The sequence below is a fragment of the Cnuella takakiae genome, from assembly GCF_001953305.1.
GTDB lineage: Bacteria > Bacteroidota > Bacteroidia > Chitinophagales > Chitinophagaceae > Flavisolibacter > Flavisolibacter takakiae.
Map to the genome: position 1 here is coordinate 1251426 of NZ_MTFE01000010.1, position 25296 is coordinate 1276721.

General features: G+C 51.6%; 19 protein-coding genes. 10 read left to right on the forward strand and 9 right to left on the reverse strand.

From position 1 onward, the window contains the following. Positions 1-205 precede the first annotated feature (205 nt). The 3 genes from BUE76_RS05800 (at position 206) to BUE76_RS05810 (ending at position 5583) form a co-directional block, all read left to right on the forward strand. Complete coding sequence (locus BUE76_RS05800) at positions 206-1297, forward strand: anhydro-N-acetylmuramic acid kinase (RefSeq protein ID WP_073040942.1); 1092 nt, start codon at positions 206-208, stop codon at positions 1295-1297. A 68-nt stretch (positions 1298-1365) separates the two neighbouring features. Further along, complete coding sequence (locus BUE76_RS05805; RefSeq protein WP_073040940.1) at positions 1366-4638, forward strand: amidohydrolase family protein; 3273 nt, start codon at positions 1366-1368, stop codon at positions 4636-4638. A gap of 396 nt (positions 4639-5034) precedes the next feature. Then, positions 5035-5583 (forward strand): YceI family protein, encoded by a 549-nt coding sequence (locus BUE76_RS05810; protein WP_073040938.1) that lies wholly within the window; start codon positions 5035-5037, stop codon positions 5581-5583. A 329-nt stretch (positions 5584-5912) separates the two neighbouring features. On the opposite strand, the gene ade is transcribed toward BUE76_RS05810, so the two are convergent. Next, on the reverse strand, positions 5913-7556 hold the full coding sequence (gene ade, locus BUE76_RS05815; protein WP_073040937.1) for an adenine deaminase: 1644 nt from the start codon (positions 7554-7556) through the stop codon (positions 5913-5915). A gap of 204 nt (positions 7557-7760) precedes the next feature. On the opposite strand from ade, the gene BUE76_RS05820 reads away from it, so the two are divergent. From BUE76_RS05820 to BUE76_RS05845, 6 genes are all read left to right on the forward strand, one after another. Beyond that, complete coding sequence (locus tag BUE76_RS05820; protein WP_073040935.1) at positions 7761-10877, forward strand: WD40/YVTN/BNR-like repeat-containing protein; 3117 nt, start codon at positions 7761-7763, stop codon at positions 10875-10877. 281 nt (positions 10878-11158) lie between these two features. Then, entirely contained in the window at positions 11159-11857 is a 699-nt protein-coding gene (locus BUE76_RS05825) for a LytR/AlgR family response regulator transcription factor (protein WP_073040933.1), read from the forward strand. Between the two features lie 279 nt (positions 11858-12136). Further along, a complete protein-coding gene (locus BUE76_RS05830; protein WP_073040932.1) occupies positions 12137-12325 on the forward strand; it encodes a hypothetical protein in 189 nt (62 codons plus the stop codon). Positions 12326-12483: 158 nt separating this feature from the next. Beyond that, on the forward strand, positions 12484-14691 hold the full coding sequence (locus BUE76_RS05835) for an ATP-binding protein (protein WP_073040929.1): 2208 nt from the start codon (positions 12484-12486) through the stop codon (positions 14689-14691). A gap of 577 nt (positions 14692-15268) precedes the next feature. Beyond that, entirely contained in the window at positions 15269-15952 is a 684-nt protein-coding gene (gene trmD, locus BUE76_RS05840; protein ID WP_073040927.1) for a tRNA (guanosine(37)-N1)-methyltransferase TrmD, read from the forward strand. A 182-nt stretch (positions 15953-16134) separates the two neighbouring features. After that, complete coding sequence (locus BUE76_RS05845) at positions 16135-18798, forward strand: ATP-binding protein (RefSeq protein ID WP_073040925.1); 2664 nt, start codon at positions 16135-16137, stop codon at positions 18796-18798. 168 nt (positions 18799-18966) lie between these two features. Here BUE76_RS05845 and BUE76_RS05850 read toward each other — a convergent pair whose 3' ends face one another. The 8 genes from BUE76_RS05850 to BUE76_RS05885 all read right to left on the reverse strand — a co-directional run bounded on the left by BUE76_RS05850 (position 18967) and on the right by BUE76_RS05885 (position 23911). Then, positions 18967-19545: an NAD(P)H-dependent oxidoreductase gene (locus BUE76_RS05850; RefSeq protein WP_073041024.1), complete on the reverse strand. Its 579-nt coding sequence runs from the start codon at positions 19543-19545 to the stop codon at positions 18967-18969. A 234-nt stretch (positions 19546-19779) separates the two neighbouring features. After that, a complete protein-coding gene (locus BUE76_RS05855) occupies positions 19780-20217 on the reverse strand; it encodes a VOC family protein (RefSeq protein ID WP_073040923.1) in 438 nt (145 codons plus the stop codon). A gap of 78 nt (positions 20218-20295) precedes the next feature. After that, positions 20296-20742: a DinB family protein gene (locus BUE76_RS05860; RefSeq protein WP_073040921.1), complete on the reverse strand. Its 447-nt coding sequence runs from the start codon at positions 20740-20742 to the stop codon at positions 20296-20298. A 189-nt stretch (positions 20743-20931) separates the two neighbouring features. Continuing rightward, on the reverse strand, positions 20932-21420 hold the full coding sequence (locus tag BUE76_RS05865) for a helix-hairpin-helix domain-containing protein (RefSeq protein ID WP_083596388.1): 489 nt from the start codon (positions 21418-21420) through the stop codon (positions 20932-20934). Further along, entirely contained in the window at positions 21410-21787 is a 378-nt protein-coding gene (locus BUE76_RS05870; protein WP_073040919.1) for a VOC family protein, read from the reverse strand. The genes BUE76_RS05865 and BUE76_RS05870 overlap by 11 nt, the downstream gene beginning before the upstream one ends. A 174-nt stretch (positions 21788-21961) precedes the next feature. Further along, positions 21962-22414, reverse strand: coding sequence for a DUF5990 family protein (locus tag BUE76_RS05875; RefSeq protein WP_073040917.1), 453 nt, complete (start codon positions 22412-22414; stop codon positions 21962-21964). A gap of 170 nt (positions 22415-22584) precedes the next feature. Then, positions 22585-23184: a hypothetical protein gene (locus tag BUE76_RS05880; RefSeq protein ID WP_073040915.1), complete on the reverse strand. Its 600-nt coding sequence runs from the start codon at positions 23182-23184 to the stop codon at positions 22585-22587. A 196-nt stretch (positions 23185-23380) separates the two neighbouring features. Beyond that, positions 23381-23911: a c-type cytochrome gene (locus tag BUE76_RS05885; protein ID WP_073040913.1), complete on the reverse strand. Its 531-nt coding sequence runs from the start codon at positions 23909-23911 to the stop codon at positions 23381-23383. Positions 23912-24055: 144 nt separating this feature from the next. On the opposite strand from BUE76_RS05885, the gene ric reads away from it, so the two are divergent. Further along, complete coding sequence (gene ric, locus BUE76_RS05890; protein ID WP_073040908.1) at positions 24056-25039, forward strand: iron-sulfur cluster repair di-iron protein; 984 nt, start codon at positions 24056-24058, stop codon at positions 25037-25039. Positions 25040-25296: the final 257 nt, after the last annotated feature.

Sequence of the window (25296 nt, forward strand, 5' to 3'; positions counted from 1 at the left end):
TGTGTTTACAGGTACTCCGGGGAAGGCAGGGGATCCCAGCATGCGCCGGGATGACAAAACCTGAGGACACTGCCCCCTAACTTATTCCGGCATTCCCGCTGGTAAAGACGTGGCCCACCGCAGGACAACTTGCCCAACGCAGTTTGCTTTTTCACTCCCCTTACTTCCCTCTTCCATTTCCCCCATCCTTACCTACTTTCGCGCCATGATGTACCGCGTGATCGGCCTGATGAGCGGCTCCTCGCTCGACGGGCTGGATATTGTTTTTACCGAACTGCATGTCAACGGCAACAAGTGGAGCTTTGAGATCATTGCTGCCGACACCTACCCCTATGATGCTGCCTGGACGCAAAAGCTGCAGGGTGCTACGGCGCTGAGTGCACTGGACTACCAACTGCTCCATACTGCCTACGGGCATTACCTGGGTGAGCAGGTGAACCAGTTTATTGAAGCCCATAACCTGCATTATAAAGTGGCGTTGGTGGCATCGCATGGCCATACCACTTTTCACGTTCCGGCACAGCGCATGACTGCGCAGTTGGGTGATGGCGCCGCCATCGCGGCCGTTACCGGCCTGCCCGTGGTAAGTGACCTGCGTGCACTGGATATCGCCTTTGGCGGACAGGGTGCACCCATTGTTCCCATGGGTGAAAAGCTCCTGTTCCCTGACTACGACCTCCTGCTGAACCTGGGTGGTATTGCCAACCTGAGTGTAAAAGCCAATAGCAGTTATACCGCGTTTGATATTTGCGCAGCCAACCGCGTACTCAATATGCTGGCTGCAAAAGAAGGTAAAGCTTATGATGAAGGCGGTGCTTTGGCTGCTACCGGTGTGGTCAATTCAAATTTGCTGTCGCAACTCAATGCCCTCGATTACTACACACAGCCTGCGCCCAAATCGCTGGCCAATAGCTTTGGTACCGATACCGTTTTTCCTATTGTTGCATCGTCAGGCCTGTCTGCACCAGATGCCCTGCGCACCTATGTTGCACATATCGTCCATCAAATAGCAACGGCAGTGGCCAACGCCCAACTCCAAACCCCCAATCCCAAACTCCTCATCACCGGCGGTGGTGCCTTCAACAGCTTCCTGGTGCAGCAGCTTACCGAAGCCCTTGCTCCTGCAGGTGTGGAAGTGGTGGTGCCCGATGCATCAGTAGCCAACTTCAAGGAAGCCCTGATCATGGCCCTGCTGGGTGTGCTACGCTGGCGGCAGGAAGCTACCGTACTGTCCTCCGTTACCGGGGCCAGCCGCGATTCTATTGGCGGCGCGGTATGGATCGGGCAGGAAGCCTGAGTTTTTCAACACCTAACAGGTCTCCGAGACCTGTTAGGTGTACCCACATAAAAAACACAAACCCCAATATGAAGCAAGCCCTCCGGCACCTGCTGGCAGCCACACTCGCCGCAGCCTGCCTGCCTGCACTGGCGCAGGAAAAGAAATGGGATGTTGCCAATCCCGAAGGCACCACTTACAAGAACGTATCTTTTACTACCACCGAAGGCACCTGGATGAACCTCGATGTGTCGCCCGACGGCAAAACCATCGTGTTCGACCTGTTGGGTGATATCTATACCATGCCTGCCACAGGCGGCAAGGCCACAGTGCTGCGCAGCGGTATTCCCATGGAAGTGCAGCCCCGCTTTTCGCCCGATGGCAAACAGATATTGTTTACCTCCGATGCCGGTGGCGGCGACAATATCTGGGTGATGGACCGCGACGGCCGCAACCCCCGCCAGATTACAAAAGAAACCTTCCGACTGCTGAACAACGCAGCTTGGATGCCCGATGGCAAATACATTGTTGCTCGCAAGCACTTTACATCGGGCCGCTCACTGGGTGCCGGCGAAATATGGATGTACCATGTGAGCGGTGGTGGCGGCCTTCAACTCACCACCCGCAAAAACGACCAGCAGGATGTAAACGAACCCACCGTGTCGCCCGATGGCCGCTATGTGTATTTCAGCGAAGACATGTACCCCGGTGGTTTTTTCCAGTACAACAAAGACCCTAACAACGAAATTTTTGTCATCAAACGCCTCGACCGTGAAACCGGTAAGATCATCGAAGTGACCGGTGGCAATGGTGGTGCCTGCCGCCCGCAGCTTTCCAATGATGGCAAGACCCTGGCCTTTATCCGCCGGGTGCGCACCAAGTCGGTGCTGTACCTGCGCAACCTGCAAACCGGGGAGGAGTGGCCCGTATGGGATGGGCTGTCAAAAGACCAGCAGGAAGCCTGGACCATCTTTGGTTCTTTTGCCGGTTTTGATTTTACCCCCGACGACCAGCATATCATCATCTGGAGCAATGGAAAGATCAACAGGGTGGATACCCGCAAACCCAATACCGTTGCGGATATCCCATTTACCGCCGATGTCAATATCAAGATCGCCGATGCGGTACGTTTCCAGCAAAACATCAACCCTGCCCAGTTCAACGCACAGGTGATCCGTGGTGCCCGCACTTCACCCGATGGCAAGACCCTCGTGTTCAATGCCGTAGGGTATTTGTGGAAAAAAGCCCTGCCCGATGGCAAACCCGAACGCATCACGGGTGGTACCGATTTCGAGTTTGAGCCTGCCTTTAGTGCCGATGGCAAAAGCATTGTGTACACCACCTGGAACGATGCCGATGCAGGTGCTATTTACACAGTAGGATTGGCAAATGGTGCTAAGCCCCGCAAGCTGACCACTGCCAAAGGCATCTATCGCCAGCCACAATTAAGCCCAGATGGAAAGCTGCTGGTGTTCCGCATGGAAGGCGGCAGCGATGTGCTGGGTCCCGCTTACACTTCCGAGCCGGGCATTTATACCATGCCACTTGCCGGCGGCACACCACAATTGGTAACGGAGCGCGGTGATGCGGCTGTGTTCAATAAAAAAGGCGATCGTATTTACTATATCCTGGGTGGGGGCATGAACCGAACCTTTGCCTCGGCCAAGCTGGATGGATCCGATGAAAAGATCCACCTGAAGAGCACCTATGGCAGCCAGTTTATGGTGTCGCCCGATGAAAGCTGGGTGGCCTTTATAGACCTGCACAATGTGTACATCGCCACCTTCCCCATCACCGGTAAAACCGTTGACCTGGGTGCTTCCACAGCCGATTTCCCGGTAAAGAAAGTAAGCCGCGATGCGGGTATCAACCTCCACTGGAGTGGCGATGGCAACAGGCTGCATTATACCCTCGGCGACCAGTATTACAGCATTGCCTTGGAAGACCGCTTTTCCTTTGTGGCCGGCAAGCCCGATTCCGCATTTGTGGTGCCGGAAAAAGGGGTAGCCATCGGCCTGCAGGTAAGTGCTGACAAGCCTAAGGGCATTACTGCATTTACCCATGCCCGCATCATTACCATGAGCGGCAACGAAGTGCTGGAAGATGCCACCCTTGTAGTGGAAGACAATACCATCAAAGCCATTGGCAAAACCGGTGCGGTAAGCATCCCTGCAGGTGCCGTTGTGATAGATGCCACCGGCAAAACCATCATGCCCGGTATGATCGACGCACATGCGCATGGCAACCATTTCCGCACCGGTATTACCCCGCAGAAACACTGGCCTTACTATACCAACCTGGCCTATGGTGTTACCACCATGCACGACCCTTCGGCCAATAGCGAGATGGTGTTTGCACAAAGCGAATTGGTGAAGGCCGGTAAGATGGTAGGTCCCCGTGTGTTCAGCACCGGTACCATCCTCTATGGCGCGGACGGCGATTTCAAGGCACCGATCAACAGCCTGGAGGATGCGCGCAGTGCCCTGCGCCGCAGCCAGAGCTGGGGCGCCTTTTCGGTGAAAAGCTATAACCAGCCCCGCCGTGACCAGCGCCAGCAGATCATCAAGGCAGCCCGCGAATTGGGGATGGAAGTGGTGCCCGAAGGCGGCTCTTTCTACTTCCACAACCTGAGCCAGATTATGGATGGCCATACTACCATCGAGCACAACCTGCCCATTGCCACCATGTACAACGATGTGCTGCAATTGTGGAAGGCTGCCGGTACGGCTTACACGCCTACCCTGATCGTGGGCTATGGTGCCGTAAGTGGCGAGTACTACTGGTACCAGCATACCAATGTGTGGGAAAACGAAAAGCTGCTGCGCTTTACACCCCGCAGCATCATCGATACCCGCAGCCGGCACCGCACCATGCTGCCCGAAGAAGAGTACGAGCAGGGCTTTATGCAGGTATCGCGTACCATTAAAAAGCTGAATGATAACGGCGTGACCGTGAATATGGGAGCGCATGGACAAATACAGGGCATCGGTGCACACTGGGAAACCTGGATGTTGCAGCAGGGTGGCATGACCAACCTGGAAGCCCTGAAAACCGCTACCATCAATCCAGCCAAATCCCTTGGTTTTGACAAGTGGATCGGTTCGCTGGAAGTGGGCAAACTGGCCGACCTGGTGGTGATGGATCAGAACCCATTGGAAAATATCCGTAATACCGAAAGCATCCGCTATACCATGGTGAACGGCCGCCTGTACGATGCCGCTACCATGAACGAGGAAGGCGTGCGCAAAGCCGAACGGCCCAAGTTCTATTGGGAGTTGGGTAAAAATGCAGGCGCCTTCAACTGGCACGACAACGTAGTGTCGGAGGAAGAAACGCAGCATTGCGGTTGCGGCAGACACTAGGAGCAGTAGGAAGTCGGGAGTTGAAAGTTCAAAGTCAAAGTATCAGTAAAGTGATGGTGTGACTTTCAATTTTGAACAGAAAGCGACTTTTAGTTTTTGCTGTTGCACTAGGCACTAAACAACATCAAGGTTTGTCATGCAGACGCATGCAGGCATCTCCTGCCTTCGTCGGGGCACCTGAGAGTACAAAGGGATGCCGATCTCGTCTTAGTCTAGACGGCATGACTGATACACAAAACAACAAGGCGCTCTTCGGGACGCCTTGTTGTTTTGATCCATCAAATGGCAATGCCACTGGAACCAATCCGTTAACCTTTGTTAAAACTTTAGCTGCATACCTGCTACTTGGTACGGTATGTCCGAACTTTCCACTGTTGTACCATCAATCATTCCATTATGAAACGCTTGTTGTTCCTGTCCCTGTTTATCATTGGCTTTTTTGCATTTACCCATGCACAGGATGCTACCATCAACAGCGTAAAGGCAAAGACTACTTTTTTTTCTGTAGCACCGTTGGAAGATATCAGCGCTGTTACCAATGAGGCTACTTCATCCATCAATAAAAACACCGGACAGATCACAGTACGCATTCCCATCAAAAGCTTCGATTTCCCGGATGAACTGATGGAAGAACATTTCAACGACAATTACCTGGAGAGTGATAAGTTCCCTATGGCCACCTTTACAGGTAAGATCACCAATCCGGTTGACTGGAAACGTTTGGGTAAGATTGATGTAACAGCCGATGGCGTTCTGAACATCCACGGTGTGAACCAGCAACGCACTATTGCCGGCTCACTCATTGTTGGCAATAACGGGGTGCAACTGGATTCAAAATTCAAAGTGAAACTGGCTGATTTCAATATCAAAATTCCGAAACTGGTATTTCAAAAGATTGCAGAGTCGATTGATGTTACCTGCCAGTTTGTGTATGAGGCGAAATAGGCAAGGTTGCCGGTTGCTGAATGTCCGTTTGCCGGTATCCTAATAACCAGGGATCTTCATCAAAATAATTCAGTTGTAAACGTCATTGCGAAGCGCCGGTAGTGTTTGGTGTTACGCAGCCGTTCGAGGCGCTGAAGCAATCCCCGGCAATTACAGGTTTTCCACTTGGCCAGTTTGGTGTACTAGGGCGGCAGGAGATTGCTTCGGCGCGCAAGTTTCCTTGCAATTGCAATTACTATTGCGCCTTGCAATGACGCTCCAGATTGGGATATAGCGTACTGAAGTGAGTGCGCCCATCATGGCGCATAATGAACACTATAGTCGGTACATTACATCAACCGAAATCCATTCCCATCAAACAACCCCTTATCACTCAGCTTCAGGTGCGGGATTACCAACAACGCCATAAAAGATAAAGTCATAAAAGGTGCGGCAAGCGGTGTGTCCAGCGCCTTGGCTGCTGCATCCAGTGCGATATATTTTTCTGCTACCACATAGGCATCGTCATTGCTCATTAGTCCTGCAACGGGCAAGCCCAATGCCTGTACACCAGTAGCATTTGCAACAGCCAGTCCGCCTTCTTTTTCAATCACTGCATTTACCACTGCGCAGATACTGGCATCATCTACACCTACGGCAACAATATTGTGCGAGTCGTGCGCAACTGAGGAAGCCAGTGCGCCCCTTTTCAAACCAAAGTTGCGGATGAAGGCAACGGCAACCGGTGCATCCTGGTAACGGTTCACCACTAAAATTTTCAGAATATCATTAGCTACATCAGGAAGCAAAGTATCACCCTCCAATGTTGCCGGCAATTTAAGCTTGTTGGTGATCAACTGGCCTTCGAGTGCTTCAATAACAGCAATGGTATTGGTTGCTGAATCATACCAAGCAGCATCTTTCGTGATGCGGAATTGTTCCGGTGTTTTGGGCGTGCATTTAAAATTGTTGATAGTAGTCACACCCGCTGTACGCGCAATAAGTGACACGCCGTTTTCGGCTACCAACTTACCGCGAATATAGGTTTGCAATACTTCAAAATCTTCCAGGTTGCGCACCACAATCAAATCGGCCGCATCGCCTTTGCGGAGCAAACCAACTTCCAAACCATAATGCAACACGGGGTTGATACAGGCTGCCTGCAGCACGTTGAAGAGCGGTATGCCTTTGGCGATGGCACGGGCACAAAGCTGGTTGATATGACCCGCCAGCAGGCTGTCGGGGTGCTTGTCGTCGCTGCAAAACATGATGTCGTTGGGGTAGTCGTACAGCAGCGGAATCAGGGCTTCAAAGTTGCGGGCGGCGCTTCCTTCGCGGATCAGCACCTTCATACCGTACTCCAGCTTTTCGCGGGCTTCGGCTTCAGTAAAACATTCATGGTCGGTGCTGGGGCCAGCGGCGATATAGCGGCGGGCGTCTTCACCACGCAGGCCGGGTGCATGGCCGTCAATGGGCTTACCATGTTCTTTTGCAGCAGCCATTTTTGCCAGCATATCGGCATCACCTGCCAGCACACCGGGAAAGTTCATCACCTCGCTCAGGTATTTGATTTCAGGCCTTGCCATCAGGGATGCCACATCCTGGGCATCCACCACGGCGCCTGCCGTTTCAAAGGTGGTAGCCGGTACGCAGCTGGGGGCGCCGAAGTTGAAATGAAAGGGTACGGTGCTGCCGTTTTCAATCATGTATTCCACACCGGCCATGCCGCACACGTTGGCAATTTCGTGCGGGTCGCTCACCGTGGCCACGGTACCGTGCACCACGGCCATGCGGGCAAACTCGGAAGGCACCAGCAGGGAGCTTTCAATGTGTACATGCGCATCCACAAAGCCGGGCAGGAGATAGGGTAGTGCCGGGTCGGGCTCACCGGATAGTTCGATGGCAGTGATGATGCCGTCCTCAATGGTGATGGTGCCCAGCCTTGTAGTTTGCTCAAAAATGTTGACGATGTTGCCGGTAACCTGTGTGCGCATGCCGTTTCAATTTGCTGCAAACATAGGCAGGTTAGTTTTGCTTCCTGTATATCCGGGAGTAAGGGTGCAAAAGCCTACAACGGTTTTCTAAAACAATAAATCTGGTTGCATCGCAGCAGCGGGCCAACAGCCAACAGCTAAAGCCAATAACCAATGCTCCGCCATTGCCGCTTCTGTTGTACATTCCATCCCTATTTATCGCACATGAGAAAATTACTCCTGCTCTTAGCCATGAGCGGCAGCCTCCTTGCAGGGGCGCAAAAGAAGGCGCCGGTGCCTGCCGCTTCTGAACCTTTGTATACCAGCCTGAAGTACCGGCTTGTGGGCCCTTTCCGTGGTGGCCGCAGTGCTGCGGTGGCGGGCAGCTATACCGATAAAAACACCTTTTACTTTGGTGCCACCGGTGGCGGTGTGTGGAAGACCACCGATGCCGGCACTACCTGGAAGAATATTTCCGACAAATACTTTGGCAGCAGCATCGGTGCGGTAGCTGTGGCGCCTTCCGACGAGGCCGTGCTGTATGTAGGCGAGGGCGAGAACACCATGCGTGGCAATGTGAGCGAAGGTTTGGGCGGTGTATGGCGCTCGGCCGATGGGGGGCGCACCTGGAAGAATGTGGGTTTGAAAGATGGCCGCCACATCATCCGCCTGGTGGTGCACCCCCGCGATCCCAACACCGTGTGGGCTGGCGTGATGGGCCATCTTTTTGGACCCAACGAAGAGCGCGGTGTGTACAAAACAACTGACGGCGGCAAAACCTGGAAGCGCACCCTGTATGTAAACAACCAAACCGGTGTGAGCGACCTGGTGATGGAACCCGGCAACCCCGATGTGTGGTATGCCGGTACCTGGCGCCTCATCCGCACGCCCTACAGTCTGGAGAGCGGCGGTGAAGGCAGCGGCCTCTGGAAAAGCACCGATGGCGGCGAAAGCTGGAAGAATATCACTGCCAGCAAGGGCCTTCCCAAAGGCGTGTGGGGCATTGTAGGGGTAGCCGTGGCGCCATCCAACCCCGATAAGGTGTATGCGCTGGTAGAAAATGCGGCCGGGGGCCTCTTTGCCTCTGCCGACGGCGGCGAAACCTGGAATCTTGCTTCCGCCGACAACAATATCCGGCAGCGGGCCTGGTACTATACCAAGGTGTACGTGGATCCTAAAAACGAAAACCTGGTGTATGCACCCAATGTAGGCTTTATGCGCAGCAGGGATGGGGGCAAAACCTTTCAGAACATCAATACGCCGCATTCCGACCACCACGACCTGTGGATTGACCCCAAAGATGGCAGCCGCATGATCGTTGCCGATGACGGTGGTGCGCAGGTATCCTTTAATGGCGGCGACAGCTGGAGCACCATGATGAACCAGCCCACCTCCCAGCTCTATCGCCTCAGCACCGACAATGCCTTTCCGTACCGCATACTGGCAGCGCAGCAGGACAACAGCACTCTGCGCATCCGCCACCGCAGCCTTGGCCGCGCCATTACCGAAAGCGACTGGGAGGAAACCGCCGGTGCGGAGAGTGGCTATGTGGTAGCAGATCCCACCAACCCCGACATCGTGTATGGCGGTAACTATGGCGGCTATCTTTCGCGGCTGGATCACAAAACCGGCGAGAACCGCGCTGTAAGCGTATGGCCCGACAACCCCATGGGTGCCGGTGCCGATGTGCTGAAGTACCGTTTCCAGTGGAACTTCCCCATCTTCTTTTCGCCGCACAATCCAAAGAAGTTGTATGCCGCAGGCAACCACTTGTTTGCTTCGGAAAACGAGGGCCAGAGCTGGACGGAGCTGTCGCCCGACCTCACCACCAACGACAAGAGCAAGCAGGGCCCCAGCGGTGGCCCCATCACCAAGGACAATACCTCGGTGGAATACTACAGTACCGTTTTTACGGCATTGGAGTCAGCCCAGGAAAAAGACTTGTTGTGGACCGGCAGCGACGATGGCCTGATACATGTAAGCCGCGATGGCGGTAAAAGCTGGAACAATGTAACACCCGCAGGTGTGCCCAAGTGGATGATGTGGAACAGCCTGGAGACGGACCCTTTTAAGAAAGGCGCACTCTATGCCGTGGGTACCCGTTACAAGCTGGATGACTACACGCCTTATATCTACAAAACTGAGGATTACGGCAAAACCTGGAAGCTCCTCACCAATGGCATCGACAAGATGCATTTTACCCGCGTGATGCGTGCCGATCCCAAACGTGCCGGGCTGTTGTATGCCGGTACCGAGTTTGGCATGTATATATCTTACAATGACGGTGCTTCCTGGCAGCCCTTCCAGTTGAACCTGCCGGTTACACCCATCACCGACCTGCACATCAAGGAAAACGACCTGATCGTGGCTACACAAGGCCGCGCCATCTGGATACTCGACGACCTCGGCGTGTTGCAGCAAATAGACCCTGTTGTTTCCGCTAAAAACCTGCATGTATTTGCCCCCAAGGAAACCTACCGCGTGGCGGCACCGCTTTTTGCCCAGAATTTCGGCACCCCTGTGGCTGCCGGTACCAACCCACCCGCAGGTGCCGCCTTCCGTTTTTACCTGAAAGAAGCCCCCGACTCGCTGAAAGTGTCGATGAGTATTTTGGACAAGGAGGGCAAGCTGGTAAAGACCTACAGCACCGATGCTAAGGAAGCTGCCAACAAACTGGATGTTCGCAAAGGCATGAACACCGCAGCCTGGAACCTGCGCTACCCCGAGGCCGACCGCATCGAAGGCATGATCCTGTGGAATGGCGTGCCTGGAGCCATCGTGGCGCCGCCTGGCAACTATACCGCCCGCTTTCGTGCCGGTAAGGATTCTGCCGATGTGCCTTTTGTGGTAAAGGCCGATCCCAACTACAAAACCACGCAGGCCGAGTACGACGATCAGTTCCGCTTCCTGTGGGCCGCAAGGGAAAAGTTCAACGCCACGCAAAAAGCCATCAAGGATATCCGCACCCTGCGCAGCCAGATGGCCGAGTTTACAGGCCGTGCCGCAAAGGACAGTGCCGCTAAGCCCGTGAAAGTGCTGGCCGACAGCCTTTCAAAACAACTGACCGCCATTGAAGAAACCTTGTACCAAACCAAGGCAAAAAGCGGACAGGATGTACTCAATTATCCCATCCGCCTGAACGACAAACTGGCCGGGGTATTTGATGTGGCCAACAGCGGCAATTTTGCGCCCAGCAAGCAGGTACGTGATGTGTATACCGACCTTGCCCGCCAGATAGACGCTGAACTGGCCAAACTGGAAGCCATCAGGAAAAACGGCCTGCCGGAGTTGAATAAAAGAATCCGGGAGGCGCAGGTGCCACTCATCGGCACCACAGATTAGTTTAATTTGAAATGATTTGTATGAGTCTTTAGCCTCGGTTTTGCTTATTTTGAAGTGATTAGTAGGTTACTGGAATGCAACGAACCAGCCAAGTTTCTGGAAAATTGGAAAATACAGTGAGCTATTCAGCAACAGACGGATAACCTTGGCTCGTTTTTCCTTTTGAAAAGTCAGCCCTTCTGTATGCCTGGAAGCTTTGTGGCCTGTGGGTCATACAAATCATTTCAAATCATACAAATCTGCGGTTCCTTATATTTGTTTGAAACACCCTTACGCACAACATGAAGTGTTTGATTATTGACGATAACAAGATGGCCCGCATGGCCATGAGGCAGCTGGTGAGCCAGGTGCAGAGCCTGGAGTTGGTGGCGGAGTGCAGCGATGCCATTGAAGCGTATAACCAGTTGACCCGTGAACCCATCGACCTGCTGCTGCTGGACATTGAAATGCCGGACATGACCGGTATTGAACTGACCAAGAAGCTGGGCCCCAATAACCGTCCCCTCATCATTTTTACCACTGCAAAAACCGATTATGCCGTGGAGGCCTTCGAGCTCAATGTGGTGGATTACCTGGTGAAACCCGTTACCCTTGCCCGCTTTCTGCAGGCACTGGAAAGGGCCAAGGAGGCAACGGAGAGCAAGCGCCAGGATGTTAAGATCGAGGCCCAGGAGTTTGTATTTGTAAAGGACAACGGTGTGCTTAAAAAGCTGAACGTGGACGATATCCTTTTCCTGGAAGCCATGGGCGACTATGTAAAAGTGCATACCGGCCAGAAGTTTCACGTGCTCCACTCCACGCTCAAGGCCATTGAAGAAAAGCTGCCTGCCGCCAAGTTCCTGCGGGTGCACCGCAGCTATATCGTGGCACTCAACAAGATCGACTATATCCAGGACGGCTCCATCTATATTGGCAAAGCTTCCGTGCCCCTGGCCGAAACCTATAAGGTAATGCTGAACAAGCGGCTCAACATGCTATGAGCCTTCGCCAACACGTTATTTTGAACAATAGCCCCTGTCCGAAAGGCAGGGGCTATTTGTTTGTAAATGATTTTTATGGTCATATGTGCATGTGAGCTAATGCGTTGCGCCTCCTGCCGAAACAGGTGTTTTGAGGTTATCCTGCCCACCGTAGCAAAACACCCCTTCACCGAAGCAATACTTTGCTTAAGCTAATATGCCCCATAATGGAAAATTGACTTTTTACTTTTGTGTGGTATCGCCCGGTGCTTATTAGCAAAAGGCAGGGCGGTTAAAAAAATGTCGAAAAAGCGGGTTATATTATTTTTTGCCTCCATCGTTTTGCTCATCATCTCGGAGTACCTGCTACTCAACGGGTTGATGGTAAACGGCAGCGCATTTTTGCTGGTTGGCAGTTCCGCAGGTCTCCTCACCAGCGTATTCTTTATCATTCGTTTTTTCAACGAGTGGCGCAACTCGCTTAAATAACTGCTGCCCGGTTCGTATTTATACGCTATAAGCCCATGCATTCAGTCGTAGGGTTACGATTGTGCAGGTTGATAATTCCTAAATTTTTCTATATGTGTTCTTATTCAGCCTATTAAAGCGGCGGAGGGCTTGTTTTTTGTACTTTAGTACGGACGAAGATGAAGAAAGGGCCCTTAATAACCATCGCTTTAGTAGGCTTCCTGTTGGGTGTTGTACTCATTGTTTTTCTCCAGGTAGTATCGGGGAACAATATCAACCGGCTGATACAGGGAAATAATAAACTGCTTACCGAGCTGCAGATCCAGCGCGACCTGCATGCCATCGAATCCGGTATGCTCGGCTTTGAAAGTGATATCCGTGGCGCCGTTATATCGGGCAACAACCGGTTTTTACCGCAAATAGAAGCGGAAATAGTCAGCACCGGCAAAAATGTGGAAACCCTCTCCCGCAGTTTGCACACAGCCAACAGCAATGACGAGGTAAAGGAGCTGAACCAGCTGGTATCCGAAAAGATCCGTTTCAGCCGCCGCATACTACAGGCTTACCGCACGGGCGGCAAAACCGAAGCCGAAGCCATCATCAACACATTCAGGGGTAAGGAACTGCGCGACAGCATCATGCTGGTGCTCGATCACATGCACCAGTCGCACCGTGCCGAAACGGCAACCATAACCAGGCAGTTTGAAAGAAGTGGACAGCAGGCACGCACCTGGGGTTTTGTGCTGGCAGTAATTGCCTGCAGCCTGGTGGTGATCGCCTTCTGGTACATTGTAAACCAAAGCCAGCAGCAGCAGCGCATCATCCGTTCGCTCAACGAGTCGGAACGCAAGATCAAGGAAGCCGCGCAGATGAAAGAACAATTTATGGCCAATATGAGCCATGAAATACGTACCCCCATGAATGCCATCATCGGGTTTACCAACCTGCTGCGGCGCACCCAGCTGGAGCCTACCCAGCGGGAGTATGTACAAAACATCCATTCTGCCGGCGACAACCTGCTGGCCCTGATCAACGATATCCTGGACCTCAGTAAGATAGAAGCGGGCATGATGCAGCTGGAGGAAACCCGTTTTTCCATCCGCAGCCTTACGGCTTCGGTGGGCGCCATGTTTGCCGAAAAAGTGGCGGAAAAAAGGCTGGAATACGCCAGCCATGTGGCCGCTGATGTGCCCGACATCCTCAGCGGTGATGCCGTGCGGCTTACGCAGGTGCTGGTAAACCTGATAGGCAATGCCGTGAAGTTTACGCCCGGCGGTATCATTGAGCTGCGGGTAGAACGCCGTTATGAAACGCCCACAATGGTGGGTTTGCGCATACTGGTAACCGATACCGGCATAGGTATTGAAACCGAAAAACTCCATTCCATCTTCGACCGTTTTCAGCAGGCCGAAGCGGATACCACCCGGCGCTATGGCGGTACGGGCCTTGGCCTGAGCATTGTGCGGCAACTGGTGGAGCTGCAGGGTGGCAGCATCGACGTGCAAAGCCAGGAAGGGCAGGGTTCGGTATTTACCGTCAATATCGATTACCGCATCCCCGACCTGTCGGAGGTGAGCTCGGCATCGGTGATGCAGGAAGTGGCCGTTATTGAACCCGGCTCCATACAGGTGCTGGTGGCCGAAGACAATAACATGAACCAGCAACTGATCCGTCACCTGATGCGCAACTGGGGCTTTGGCTGCACCATCGTTGCCAATGGTGCGGAAGCAGTGGCCGAACTGAAAAAAAAGAGCTACCTGCTGGTGCTGATGGATATACAAATGCCCGAGATGGATGGCTATATAACGACATCGGTCATACGAAACGAGCTGAAGCTGGATATTCCCATCATTGCCATGACGGCGCATGCCATGATGGGCGAGAAGGAAAAATGCCTGCAACTGGGTATGAACGATTACCTGAGCAAACCCATCCGCGAAAATGATCTGTATAACCTGATAGCGCAGTATGCGCAGCTGCAGGTGCGCAGTGAAGCGGAGCAGGGCAGGGCCTTTGCCGGCAATAACCACCTGGAGTACGTGAACCTCGAATACCTGCACCAGCTTTCGGGCAACGATCCGAAGTTTGAACGAGAGATGATGGAGCAGTTTATGATACAGGCCAGGGCCGAACTGACCGCGCTTGATGCAGCCTTTGCCGGCGCCGACCTGCTACAGGTGAGAAGTATTGCCCATAGCCTGAAGAGCACCATGGGTTATATGGGTCTTACCGACCTGGTAGGGCCCGATTTGTCGGCTATTGAAAAGGCAGGTAAAGAAGGCGATGTGGCAGCCATACCGGCACCCTTAAGCAGGGTGCGGGAGCTGGCAGATAAAACGCTTATAGAAGTTTCCGAACTATTACTACAAGGTGAAAAGGGAGACTAAAATATCTTTGAAGTCGTGAGGGGGGCTGGTATCCGCAAGGGGTATCTTCACCGAGAAAAAAACCCCTTTCACCGAAACAAAACAATACAGGCAAAATGCCCGTATTACTTTTACTCTGTCAACGGAACGAAACGAACACCGGCTGACAAACAACAAAAGATTCTTCTGAACTACAGATAAACGACTTGGTTTCGTATGGTTAAGGGTGAAGCCCTGCTATTCTTGGCAGGGCAATTTTTTTACCCACCATCGAGCAATCCACACCTCTTTGCTGCCCGTTAACATGGAAGCAATGTCCTAATCAATGACGCATCCTGTTTCTACAGGATGCTTTTCTTCCAGAGAGCAAAAAGCCAATAAGTTAATGTGCTAATGTGATAATTAGCTAATGTGCTAAAAAGGCAGTTGGTCAATATTTGAGAACCTACCACGCTTAACTATTTCTATCTCTCAGTTTTCCAATCCCTAATCCCCAATACCCCAATCACCAATCACCAATCACCAATCACCAATCACTAATCACCGATCACTAATACCCAATACCCAATTCCCAACCCCCGCGCCCTAACTTTGCGCCATGCGCATAGATATCATCAGTGTAGTACCCGAGCTGCTGGAAAGCCCCCTGCAACATTCCATTATGAAACGTGCCCAAACCAAGGGACTGCTGGAAGTACAGGTGCACCACCTGCGGCAATGGGCGGTAAATGAGTATGGACAGGTGGATGACTACCAGTATGGCGGCGGAGCCGGAATGGTGATGATGTGCGAACCCCTGGCAAAGGCCCTCGACCAGCTGATGGCCGAACGCAGGTACGATGAGATCATTTACCTCACGCCCGATGGCGCCACCCTCAGCCAGGGCATGGCCAACAGCCTGTCGCTGAAGGAAAACCTGATCATGATCTGCGGTCACTACAAAGGCATTGACGACCGCATCCGCCAGCACTATATCACCAAAGAGATTTCCATCGGCGACTATGTGCTCAGCGGTGGCGAACTGGCTGCCGCCGTGCTGGTAGATGCCATCGGCCGCCTGCTGCCCGGTGTACTCAACGACGAAACTTCGGCGCTGTTCGACTCTTTCCAGGACAACCTGCTGGCGCCGCCTGTATACACCCGTCCCGCCGACTTCAGGGGCTGGAAGGTGCCCGATGTGCTGCTGAGCGGCGACCCCAAAAAAGTAGAAGACTGGCGCTACGAACAAGCGCTTAGGCGTACCCGTGAGCGCCGCCCCGACCTGCTGCAGGATGAAGGGTAGGAGCAACTGAGGCAGCGGTTGGCTATTGGTTTTTTAGCTGTTGGCCTGTGTACTGGCTTTGCTTTCATTACCTACAGCAGGCACTTCGTTGTTTGTTGTGCATGGTCTATCATTCGCGGTCGCTCTATCTTTCCGCATTCCGCCACAATTTTGCAGACAAGTTCTAACTTGCCTGTATCGCTATGACCTCACACGAAGCCCTGAATCCTACGACGCTGGCCACCCTGCTGGACCAACTACCTGATGCCGTACTATGGTTGCAGGTTATTACGCATCCACATGGCCATATTGAAGACCTGGAACTGCTTTTTGCAAACCAATCGGCACAGGAGCTGCTGGGAGTTTCCAAAGCGGAATTGCCCGGCTTGCATTTGCTGCGCGACCGGTTGCCGCTGGAGCCCTCAGGCGCCCTGTTGCAGTATGGTGCTGCAGCTTTAGCCGAAAACAAAACCATCGCAGCGCAATTGCAATACGCGGGCACGCCCTGCAGCATACTGGTAAAACCGTACGCGGGAGGCCTGTTGTGCAGCATGCGTACGGTGCCGGTACCAACGGAGCAGGCTGCCGGGGATATGAGCCAGCTTCGTTCCCTGAAGTGGATGATCGACCATTCGCCCATTGGCATGGTGCTGTACGAGGCGCAACGTGATGATGCCGGCGCAATCTCCGATTTTGTAGTAAAGCTGTACAACCGCCGCAGCAACGAGCTGGTGGGTATCAGTGAAGCGCAACGAAAGTCCTATACTTTCCGGCAGGTGCTGGAACTACTGGGTATCGGCCATGTTTTTCAATACTATGTTGAGATCGTGGAAACCGGCGCCCTGCTACAGGTAGAGCAGTTCATTCCTGCCAGCAACAAGTGGCTGTTTATTTCCACCCTCAAACTGGAAGACGGCTTCCTGGTGATGCATACCGACATCTCCGAACTCAAGCGCTCGCAGCAGGCCCTGCAGGATCAAAGCAATTACCTGAACAGTATCCTCAACGCATCGCTCAATGCCGTGGTGGTGATGGAGGCCGTGCAGGATGAAGAGGGAGGAATCATTGATTTTGTTTACCGCCAGGTAAATACCAGCTTCCTGAATTTTGTGCGCAAAACGGAAGCCGAAGTGCTGCACCAGCGCATGCTGAGCACCTTTCCAAGTACCGCAAGCTCGGGCATCTTCGATGTGTACCGCGACGTAGTGGAAACCGGCTCGTCCAGCCACGTGGAACTGCCTTATACCACGCCCGATAAAGAATACTGGCTCGACCTGCGGATAGCGCCCCTGGAGTCCAACCGCATCGTGGGCACTTTTACCGATATCACGCCCCGCAAGGAAGCCTTCCGCCAGATGGAGCGCCAGAAGAAACTGCTGGATAATATCCTCCGCTTTTCCTCCAATGGCATTGCGGTAAGCGAAATCATCCGCGATGCCAGCGGTAAGGTGGTGGATGGCCGCACCCTGCTGGCCAACGAGGCGGCATCGAAGTTCACGGGCCTTCCGTTGGATATTTACCTTTCCAAAACGGCCACCGAGCTGGACCCCAATATCATCGATTCGGAGTACTACAAGGCTTGCATACATACGCTCGATACCGGGCAGCCCATACTTACCCAGTACTTCCTGGAAAGTGCAGGCAAGTGGCTGGAGCTTTCCGTTTCGCGGATGGACCAGGACCGGCTGATCCACATTTTTACCGATGTTACTTCTATCAAGGAAGCCCAATTGCGGCTGGAGCAAACGGCGGGCGAACTGGAGGCGGTGTTCAATGCCGCACAGGCGGGCATGTTCACCTTTGCACCCCATTTCGATGATGCCGGGGAACTGGTAGATTTCCGGTTCGTAATGGTCAATCCATCCATATCGTCCTATGTACAGCGAAACCCCGAGGAGCTGAAAGGCTGTCTGGGCAGCGAATGGTTTCCCGGCTACCTCACCAACGGCGTTTTTGATATGTACAAGACTGCTTACCTATCCGGCCAGCCCGATCGCCGCGAGGTACACTACCACGTGGATGGACACGACAGCTACCTGGATCTGCAATGCGTGCAGGTGGGCAACCACCTGCTGGTGTCGTTTACCGACCATACCCCGCTGCGCAAGGTGCAGGCACAGTTGGAGAAAACCGTAGAAGACCTGCAGCGGATGAATGCCAACCTGGAGCAGTTTGCCTACACGGCTTCGCACGATCTGAAGGAACCCATCCGGAAGATCAACTTCTTTTCGGAGCGCCTGCGCGAACGCCTGGATGGCCGACTGAGCAACGAGGAAGGCGACCTGCTCAACCGCATGGAAAAAGCCTGCGAGCGGATGAATACCCTGATCGACGACCTGCTGGAGTATTCGCGCATCAGCAGGGGCGCTTTCCAGTTGGAAAAAGTAGCCCTCGACGATACCCTGCGCACGGTGATGGAAAACCTGGAACTGCAAATCCAGGAAAGCGGTGCACAGGTAGATGCAGCTGCGCTGCCCGAACTGAACGGCCACCGCGAGCAGTTGCAACAGCTGTTTCAAAACCTGCTGGAAAATGCCCTCAAATACCGGCACCCCGACCGCAAGCCCCAACTAACCATCAGGGTGGTGCAAATGAACGGCAACGATGCGGCACTTGCGGGAAGTGGCGCCAACCCTGCCCGGCAGTATCACCTGCTTTCTTTTGCGGACAATGGCATTGGCTTCGAAGCTGCCGATGCGGAACGCATCTTCCAGGTATTTACCCGCCTCCATGGCCGTTCGGAGTATGCCGGTACCGGCGTGGGCCTCTCCATTGCCCGCAAGGTGGCCGAAAATCACAACGGCTTTATCTGGGCCGAGGGCAGGGAAGGAGCAGGGGCCGTGTTTTGGGTGGGGTTGCCGGTGTGAGGGAGGCTATGGACGATAGACGATAGACGATAGACGATGGACGATGGGAGAAGGGACGAAGGACAACAGACGACAGACCACATTCAAAAAGGTCCTTTTCGTTCGTCGTCCGTCGTCCTCGTCGTCAGTGGTTTACCAAGGTCTATCGCCCATCATCCATCGTCCCCCTCACCTGAACGATGCCCCTTCCTGCCGCACTTTCTCCAGCCAGCCTTTCCGAAATCCTTCACTCGAATCCCTGATGGGTGCGATATAGGTAAGCTTAACCGGGTGCACACCACAAAACGCCAAAGTGCCTTTTTTGAACTGGTTGATGGCCGGCCGGTGCATGAACAGGTAATTGTACCAGCCGGGTGTATCGGCGGTGATAATGATATGGCCGGTCTTTCCCTTCAGCAGTTTTTTGGGTAAGGGCTTGTTGGGGATGTATTCGAAGGTGATGCCGGGCAAAAAAGTACGGTCGATAAAGCCCTTCATAACAGCGGGATAACCATACCACCACATTGGGAAAACCCACACCAGGTGGTCGGCCCATTTAATCTGTTCGATGGCTTGCAGCAGGTCGGGTTCCAGCGCTGTTCTTTTACGGTAGCCGTGTTGCAGGTTGGGGTTGAACTGCAGCGAAGCAATATCTATTTGCTGCAGGGTGGCGCCGGTGGTGGCCAGTCCTTCGGCATAGGCGCGGGCAAGTGCGTAGTTATAACTTTCAGGGTCGGGGTGACCATTTATCAGCAGTACTTTCTTCATGGTGGCGCTTTGTGCAAAAGAGCGCCATTTCATTTTCTGGAAACATGATCATTGTCTGTTGCAGCAACAATTTTTTGGGGGTGCAGCCAGGTGGTCGCTGGCTGTTGCAAGAAGTGCAAGTGATAGCAATCCATAACCCTACTTCCCCGCTGGTTATGGACTGCTATCCAATAAAAAAGCATAGCCGATTGAAGCGCCTATGCTTTTGTAGAAAAGTAAGATTTTCCGGTTTGCCTATACCTTCCCGTTATATGCGGGGTCGTGGTCCACCATCCATTCAATACCGTACTTGTCGCGGAACATGCCGAAATAAGAACCCCAGGGGCTGTCGCTGATGGGGACTTCCACGCTGCCGCCTGCCGAAAGCCCGTTGAACAGCCTGTCGGCTTCTTCGCGGCTTGCTGCACTGATGGATATCTTGGACCTGTTCTCCATCTCATTTACCCGGCCCATATTTTCCGGCACATCGTTGCCCATCAAAATATTGCCGCCAATGGGCAGGGCAATATGCATGATCTTTTCTGCTTCGGCTGCTGATGCCTGGTACCCGGAGCTTGCCAGGTCTTTAAAGCGTACGATCCTGGCGAAGGTTCCGCCAAATACGGACTGGTAGAAGTTGAATGCTTCTTCGGCATTGCCGTTAAAATTGATGTGGGGGTTGATGAGTGGCATGGGGGAGGTTTATAAAGATTAAATTTTGGTTTTAAGTTACGCAGCTTTGATTATAAAAATCAGGTGTTGTGTGCTGTTTTACCTGTCAATCAGTCTTCTGTGATAATTGATTTGCCCTAAGTGATAGGTCAGGTGGGTGGTTAAATGCACCAACAAAAACTCGGTAGTTGTCATTTGGTCAAATACTAAAATTGGATACACTTGCATCAAAGAATTTTCATCCAGGTTTTCAAGCGATTGGTTAACCACTTCAATAGTATCATCGATCTTTTGGAGCAATTCTTTTTTGGGAACGCCTTTTAGCGAAAACTCTGCATCCCGGTTTCTAACATAGTTGGTGTTTCCAAGCTCCTTGCCTATATACGTATTCAGGTTGCCGATTAAATGCAGGCATAAATTCCCGGCAGCATTGGCAAGGGAGCCTTCAACCTTCCATAGGTTTTCTTCATTGCTATATTGTTCAATTTCATTTTTCAACCTGTTTAGATCTCTGCTAAACAGCGTTTTTAAAGTGTCAACCAACATCTGCCTTATATGATAATGTTCCTTTAAATACGGTATTTGGTTGTTGAAGTAACACAACGGTTTGGCTATTGCCGAAGGCCGGGATTTTTAGCTCAAAAGTTCAATCAAAGAACGAATGTTGAACCTTGTACAAATGTCCAGTCGAAGTTATTCAGCCTCGCTTTGGGCAATACCTTGTTAATGGCTGCTTTATTTGTCTTTCCGTTCATGTTCTAATGTTTCAAACCACGCTTTTTGAGGTCTGCTTGTTGGATAACCATATTTAGTGCGAAACTTTTTTCGTTCTTCGGTAAAGTCCCACCACGTTTTTTTTATGTCGTTTGTGTTTGCATAATGTACGACTAATCTAAATTGGTCTTCAACGCACGGGTCTGTCCAAAAACCTTTTTTTAGTTCGTATTCGTCTGTCAGTTTTGCTCCGTCTTTGTTTTTTAGTTCGTTTAGCGAATAGTAACCTAAAAACACAAGGTCTTCGGCGAATTTTATTCCAACTGACGGGACGGTTTGAAATTCTGCTAACGCATAAATTTCTTTTGCTCGTTCGGGTGTAGCGGCAAGAAAAACTTCCAATTCGTCAGTTGCAAAGTCGAGGACGTTTGCAATTTTGATTTTGTTCTTTCTCAAACTTGCTTTTTCGATGGCTGTCAGCGGAAGTTTTATGCTTGTCTTACTTTTCATCTTCAGCAAAAGTCAGCAAATAGCCGTTATTATCTACAATAGAAAATTCAGTCGCACCGTAAAATGTTTTTTCAAGTCCTTTAACCACTTCTACTTTGTCTTTAATGTGGTCAAAGAATTTTCTGATTTCAGTTGTTTGAATATACAAAAGCAATGAGCCTCCGTTTTGTCTTGAAATCATTGGCAAGTCGTTGCCCAAACTTTCAAAGGTTTGGAACATAAACGTTACGTTTCCACAAGTCATCATAGCCCAAACAAGGTCGCCTTGTTCGGGAACTGTCGTAATAACGTTGAAGCCTAATTGTTTGTAGAAGTCGATTGTCTGTTTAATGTCAGTTACAAAAATGTTTGGTGATATTGTGTTCATATTTTTTCTTGTTTTATCTTTTTACGAGGTGTTTGTCTAAGGTTGCCACTAATGTTCCGGGTATTGCCGTCAGGCAGGGTCTTGGCATTTCTGAAGCTCATAAAAGATTTACAGTTTACAAGTTGCCCGTCAGCACAATAGCGTTCAGCCAGCCCTGCTTGCGGCAATACCACGTCATGTGCCTATACAGTCGGAAAGATTATGTTTCGACCATCCACCAAAAGCCTTCACAGTTGCAAATACAGGCTTTCCCTCCGCAGTGCTGCCAGGAACAAAGCAAGACCAGCAAGCTGCATCTTCTTCTGAAACAGCGGTTGAAAAGTCATCTTCAGCAATAGGAACTTTTAGCCTGCCACTCCACGGTGCCGCATTCTGTCCCGCGTAACTGCCGATGGTGATGTAAATGAATCGACTTCCTGCAAGACCTTGAACGTAAGGACCGCTCATAGATATACCCTGGCTCGCTGATTGCTTTATCTGAACGGCAAACTCAAAGTTCAAATCTTTGCCTGCTCCAGGTTGCGGCTGCAATGTGTCGTAGTCGGATCCTTTGCCCTTTTGTAAGCCATACAGTACACCCTCAACTGGGTTTTGAAGAACTATTTTCAGTTTGATCTCTTTTAACATAGAGCAGCGTCGGTGATTAATCTTTGGCAAATAACGTTCAAGAGCTTTGCGAAGGTTGGGCATTCATTGTTTGTCTGCTTAGCCCTTGCACAAAAGCCGATTAGCGGTTCAAAGTCTAAATTTACTTCGTTAGCCCAACTTTTGCAAAGCTGATGTTGTACGCCGTTTAGTCACTCTACCATCTGACCAACTTTTGCTTCCAGTGTTGATCTCATGTCCTCCAGAATGCTCATATCTGCCTCAGTGCATATGTTGCATCGGGTCTTAATACTTCTAAAATACTCGTTAAGGTCTTTTTGGTAGTCCGTTCCCGAGGCATAAAACTCAAATGCTATGCTTTCCTGTGTTGAGGCCTTCTCTTGGTTGTCTAGGGTTTTATAGTTATCCAAGAACTCTTTAGGGTGGGATGAAAAGTAGTCCTTAATGTATCCACAAATAGCTTCACTGAGAGCACCGTCACTTTTCACAACCATAGCCTTGTAGACCCGAAATGCGAAGTTCCTCGTGTTGGGGTTTTCGGATTGGAGACTGTCCAACCAAGCAAAGGTCTGTTCGTTGTCAGTTGGTTTGACCTTGCCGCTAATGATCTCCTCGCCATACTGCTTTGAAGTAAAACCTACATCATTATGCCTGGACGAAGTTGTCGGAGTTGTATCAGTATAGGTTTCTACTTGCGGTATTGCATGGCTATCCTTTTCTGATTTTTTGTCCGGTGTCTCAATGCAGCCAGAAACAAGCAGCAGTACTAGTATGTAGTTTGGAGTCTTCATAATATGGCGTACAATACTAAGATATACGCAATAATAGATTTGCCGCTTTTTTCTAACCTTTTGATTGCCACAACTTAACTATTGCGGATATTCTATTGTTGCTTGCGCAAAGCCGCAGTAGCCCATTTTGTCAATAACAAAAAACGCCCCTGGAAAGGGGCGTTGTACATTGAAACGAAAACCAACGATTAAGCAATTACACTTGCTCCTGTTCCATGCGGCGGCGCAGAGCTTTTACCTGTACCAGGAAAAGCAGGGAGCCAACCAGCAGCACCAGCAAACCAGCATAGGTCAGGAGCAATCCATAATTGCCGGAAGAAAAACCGATATAGTCTACCTGTGCCGGAGTGTCGGTAGGCGCTGCGGCTGTGGGTGCAGCGGCGGCCTTTGTTTCCTCCTGTATGTAGGCTACAATATTTTTGATGTTGTCGGCGCTCAGGTCTTTATGGTCCGGCATCGATATCTTGAACTGTTCGTAAATGGCAACCGCTTCTTTGTCGCCCTTTTTGATCATGGATTGTGAACCCTGTACAAAGTTTACGATCCAATCCATAGAATGGCGCTGGTCTACACCGCCCAGTGCGGGGCCTACCAACTGCTTGGAAACACTGTGGCAGCCGGCACAGCGACTGGTGAAGATGGTTTTGCCTTCTGCTGCCGGGGGCGCGGCCCAGGTTTGCAGGGCTGTTACAAGGGTAAGCGCCAGGACAAGTATCCTTGATTTCATCGTTGTTGTTTTTGTTTGTTGCTGTTGCAAATGTCACCTCCGTGTCATTGCCCCAACCTTACATAAAACAAGTTGCAGGATGATTTTAATCAGGCAGGCAAGTAGAAGTATGCGGATACTTTTATTCCCTGAAAACAATACCACATGCCTGTACTGGAAACCCCCTTCGATAGCGAAATCTTGATCCTGAATGTAACGGTGCTGGAACCCCGCATGAAGCATCCCACCATCTTTCAGCAGTTTGATGCCCTTGCACAAGGCGATGCCTTCCGCATCCTCAATGACCACGATCCCAAACCCTTGTATTACCAGATGATTGCCGAAAGGGGCAATATCTTTTCCTGGCAATACCTGGAGCAGGGGCCGCAACGCTGGATCGTTGAAATAAAAAAGCATGCGCCCGGCGAAACCGTTGGCGAGCTAGCCGCAAAGGATGTGCGCAAAGCCGAAGTGTTTAAAAAGTACGGTATCGATTTTTGCTGTGGCGGTAAAAAGTCGCTGGCACAGGCCTGCGCCGAGGCAGGCGTAAGCGAAGCCGAAGTAGCTGCCGCTCTCGAAAATGCCGGGAAAGAAAGGAGCGTTGCCGACACTGCTGCTTTCAACCGCTGGGATGCCGATTTTTTGGCCGACTATATCTACAACCAGCACCACAACTACTATTACGAAGAAGGCCCCGTGCTGAATGAACTTGTAGACAAAGTAACCGCACGCCATAGCGATCATGCACCCGAGCTGAAGCAGGTGCAATTGATCTGGCGCCAGCTCTCCGCCGAACTCAATACGCATTTCCTGAAAGAAGAACGAATTGTATTTCCCTTTATCAAGGCGCTGGTGAAGGCAAGGAAAACCGGCGACCTAAATGAGTTGCAGGCTTATCCTTCCATACAGGAACCCATACAGGTGATGGAGTCGGATCATGAAGCTGCGGGCGACCTGCTGGCAGCCCTGCGTAAGCTCACCAATGGCTTTACCCCGCCTCAGGGTGCCTGCAATTCTTTCCAGTTACTGTACCAAAAACTGGCCGACCTGGAAGCCGATCTGCACCAGCACATTCACCTCGAAAACAATATTCTTTTTCCCAAAGGCCTGCAACTGGAACGCGACCTGCGTACCGCATTGACTGCCTAACTGCTTTGTGTTTGTTTCCTTGTGCTTATTCCGGGTGTGCTTGTTGCACCCGGAATTATTGTTTGCTGGGCAAGGTGGTGGGTAGGATTAATGATTATTTGATTATTGATAATTGGCCTGCTGGCAATCAAACAACAAAATGAAATGTATGAAGGGCGTATTGAGTGAACAATGCTTTGTTACAACAGTTTCCATCCATTGAAAAGGAGCACATGCTTTAACTGTGATGACGCCACCTGTGGTACGTCATTGCGAGG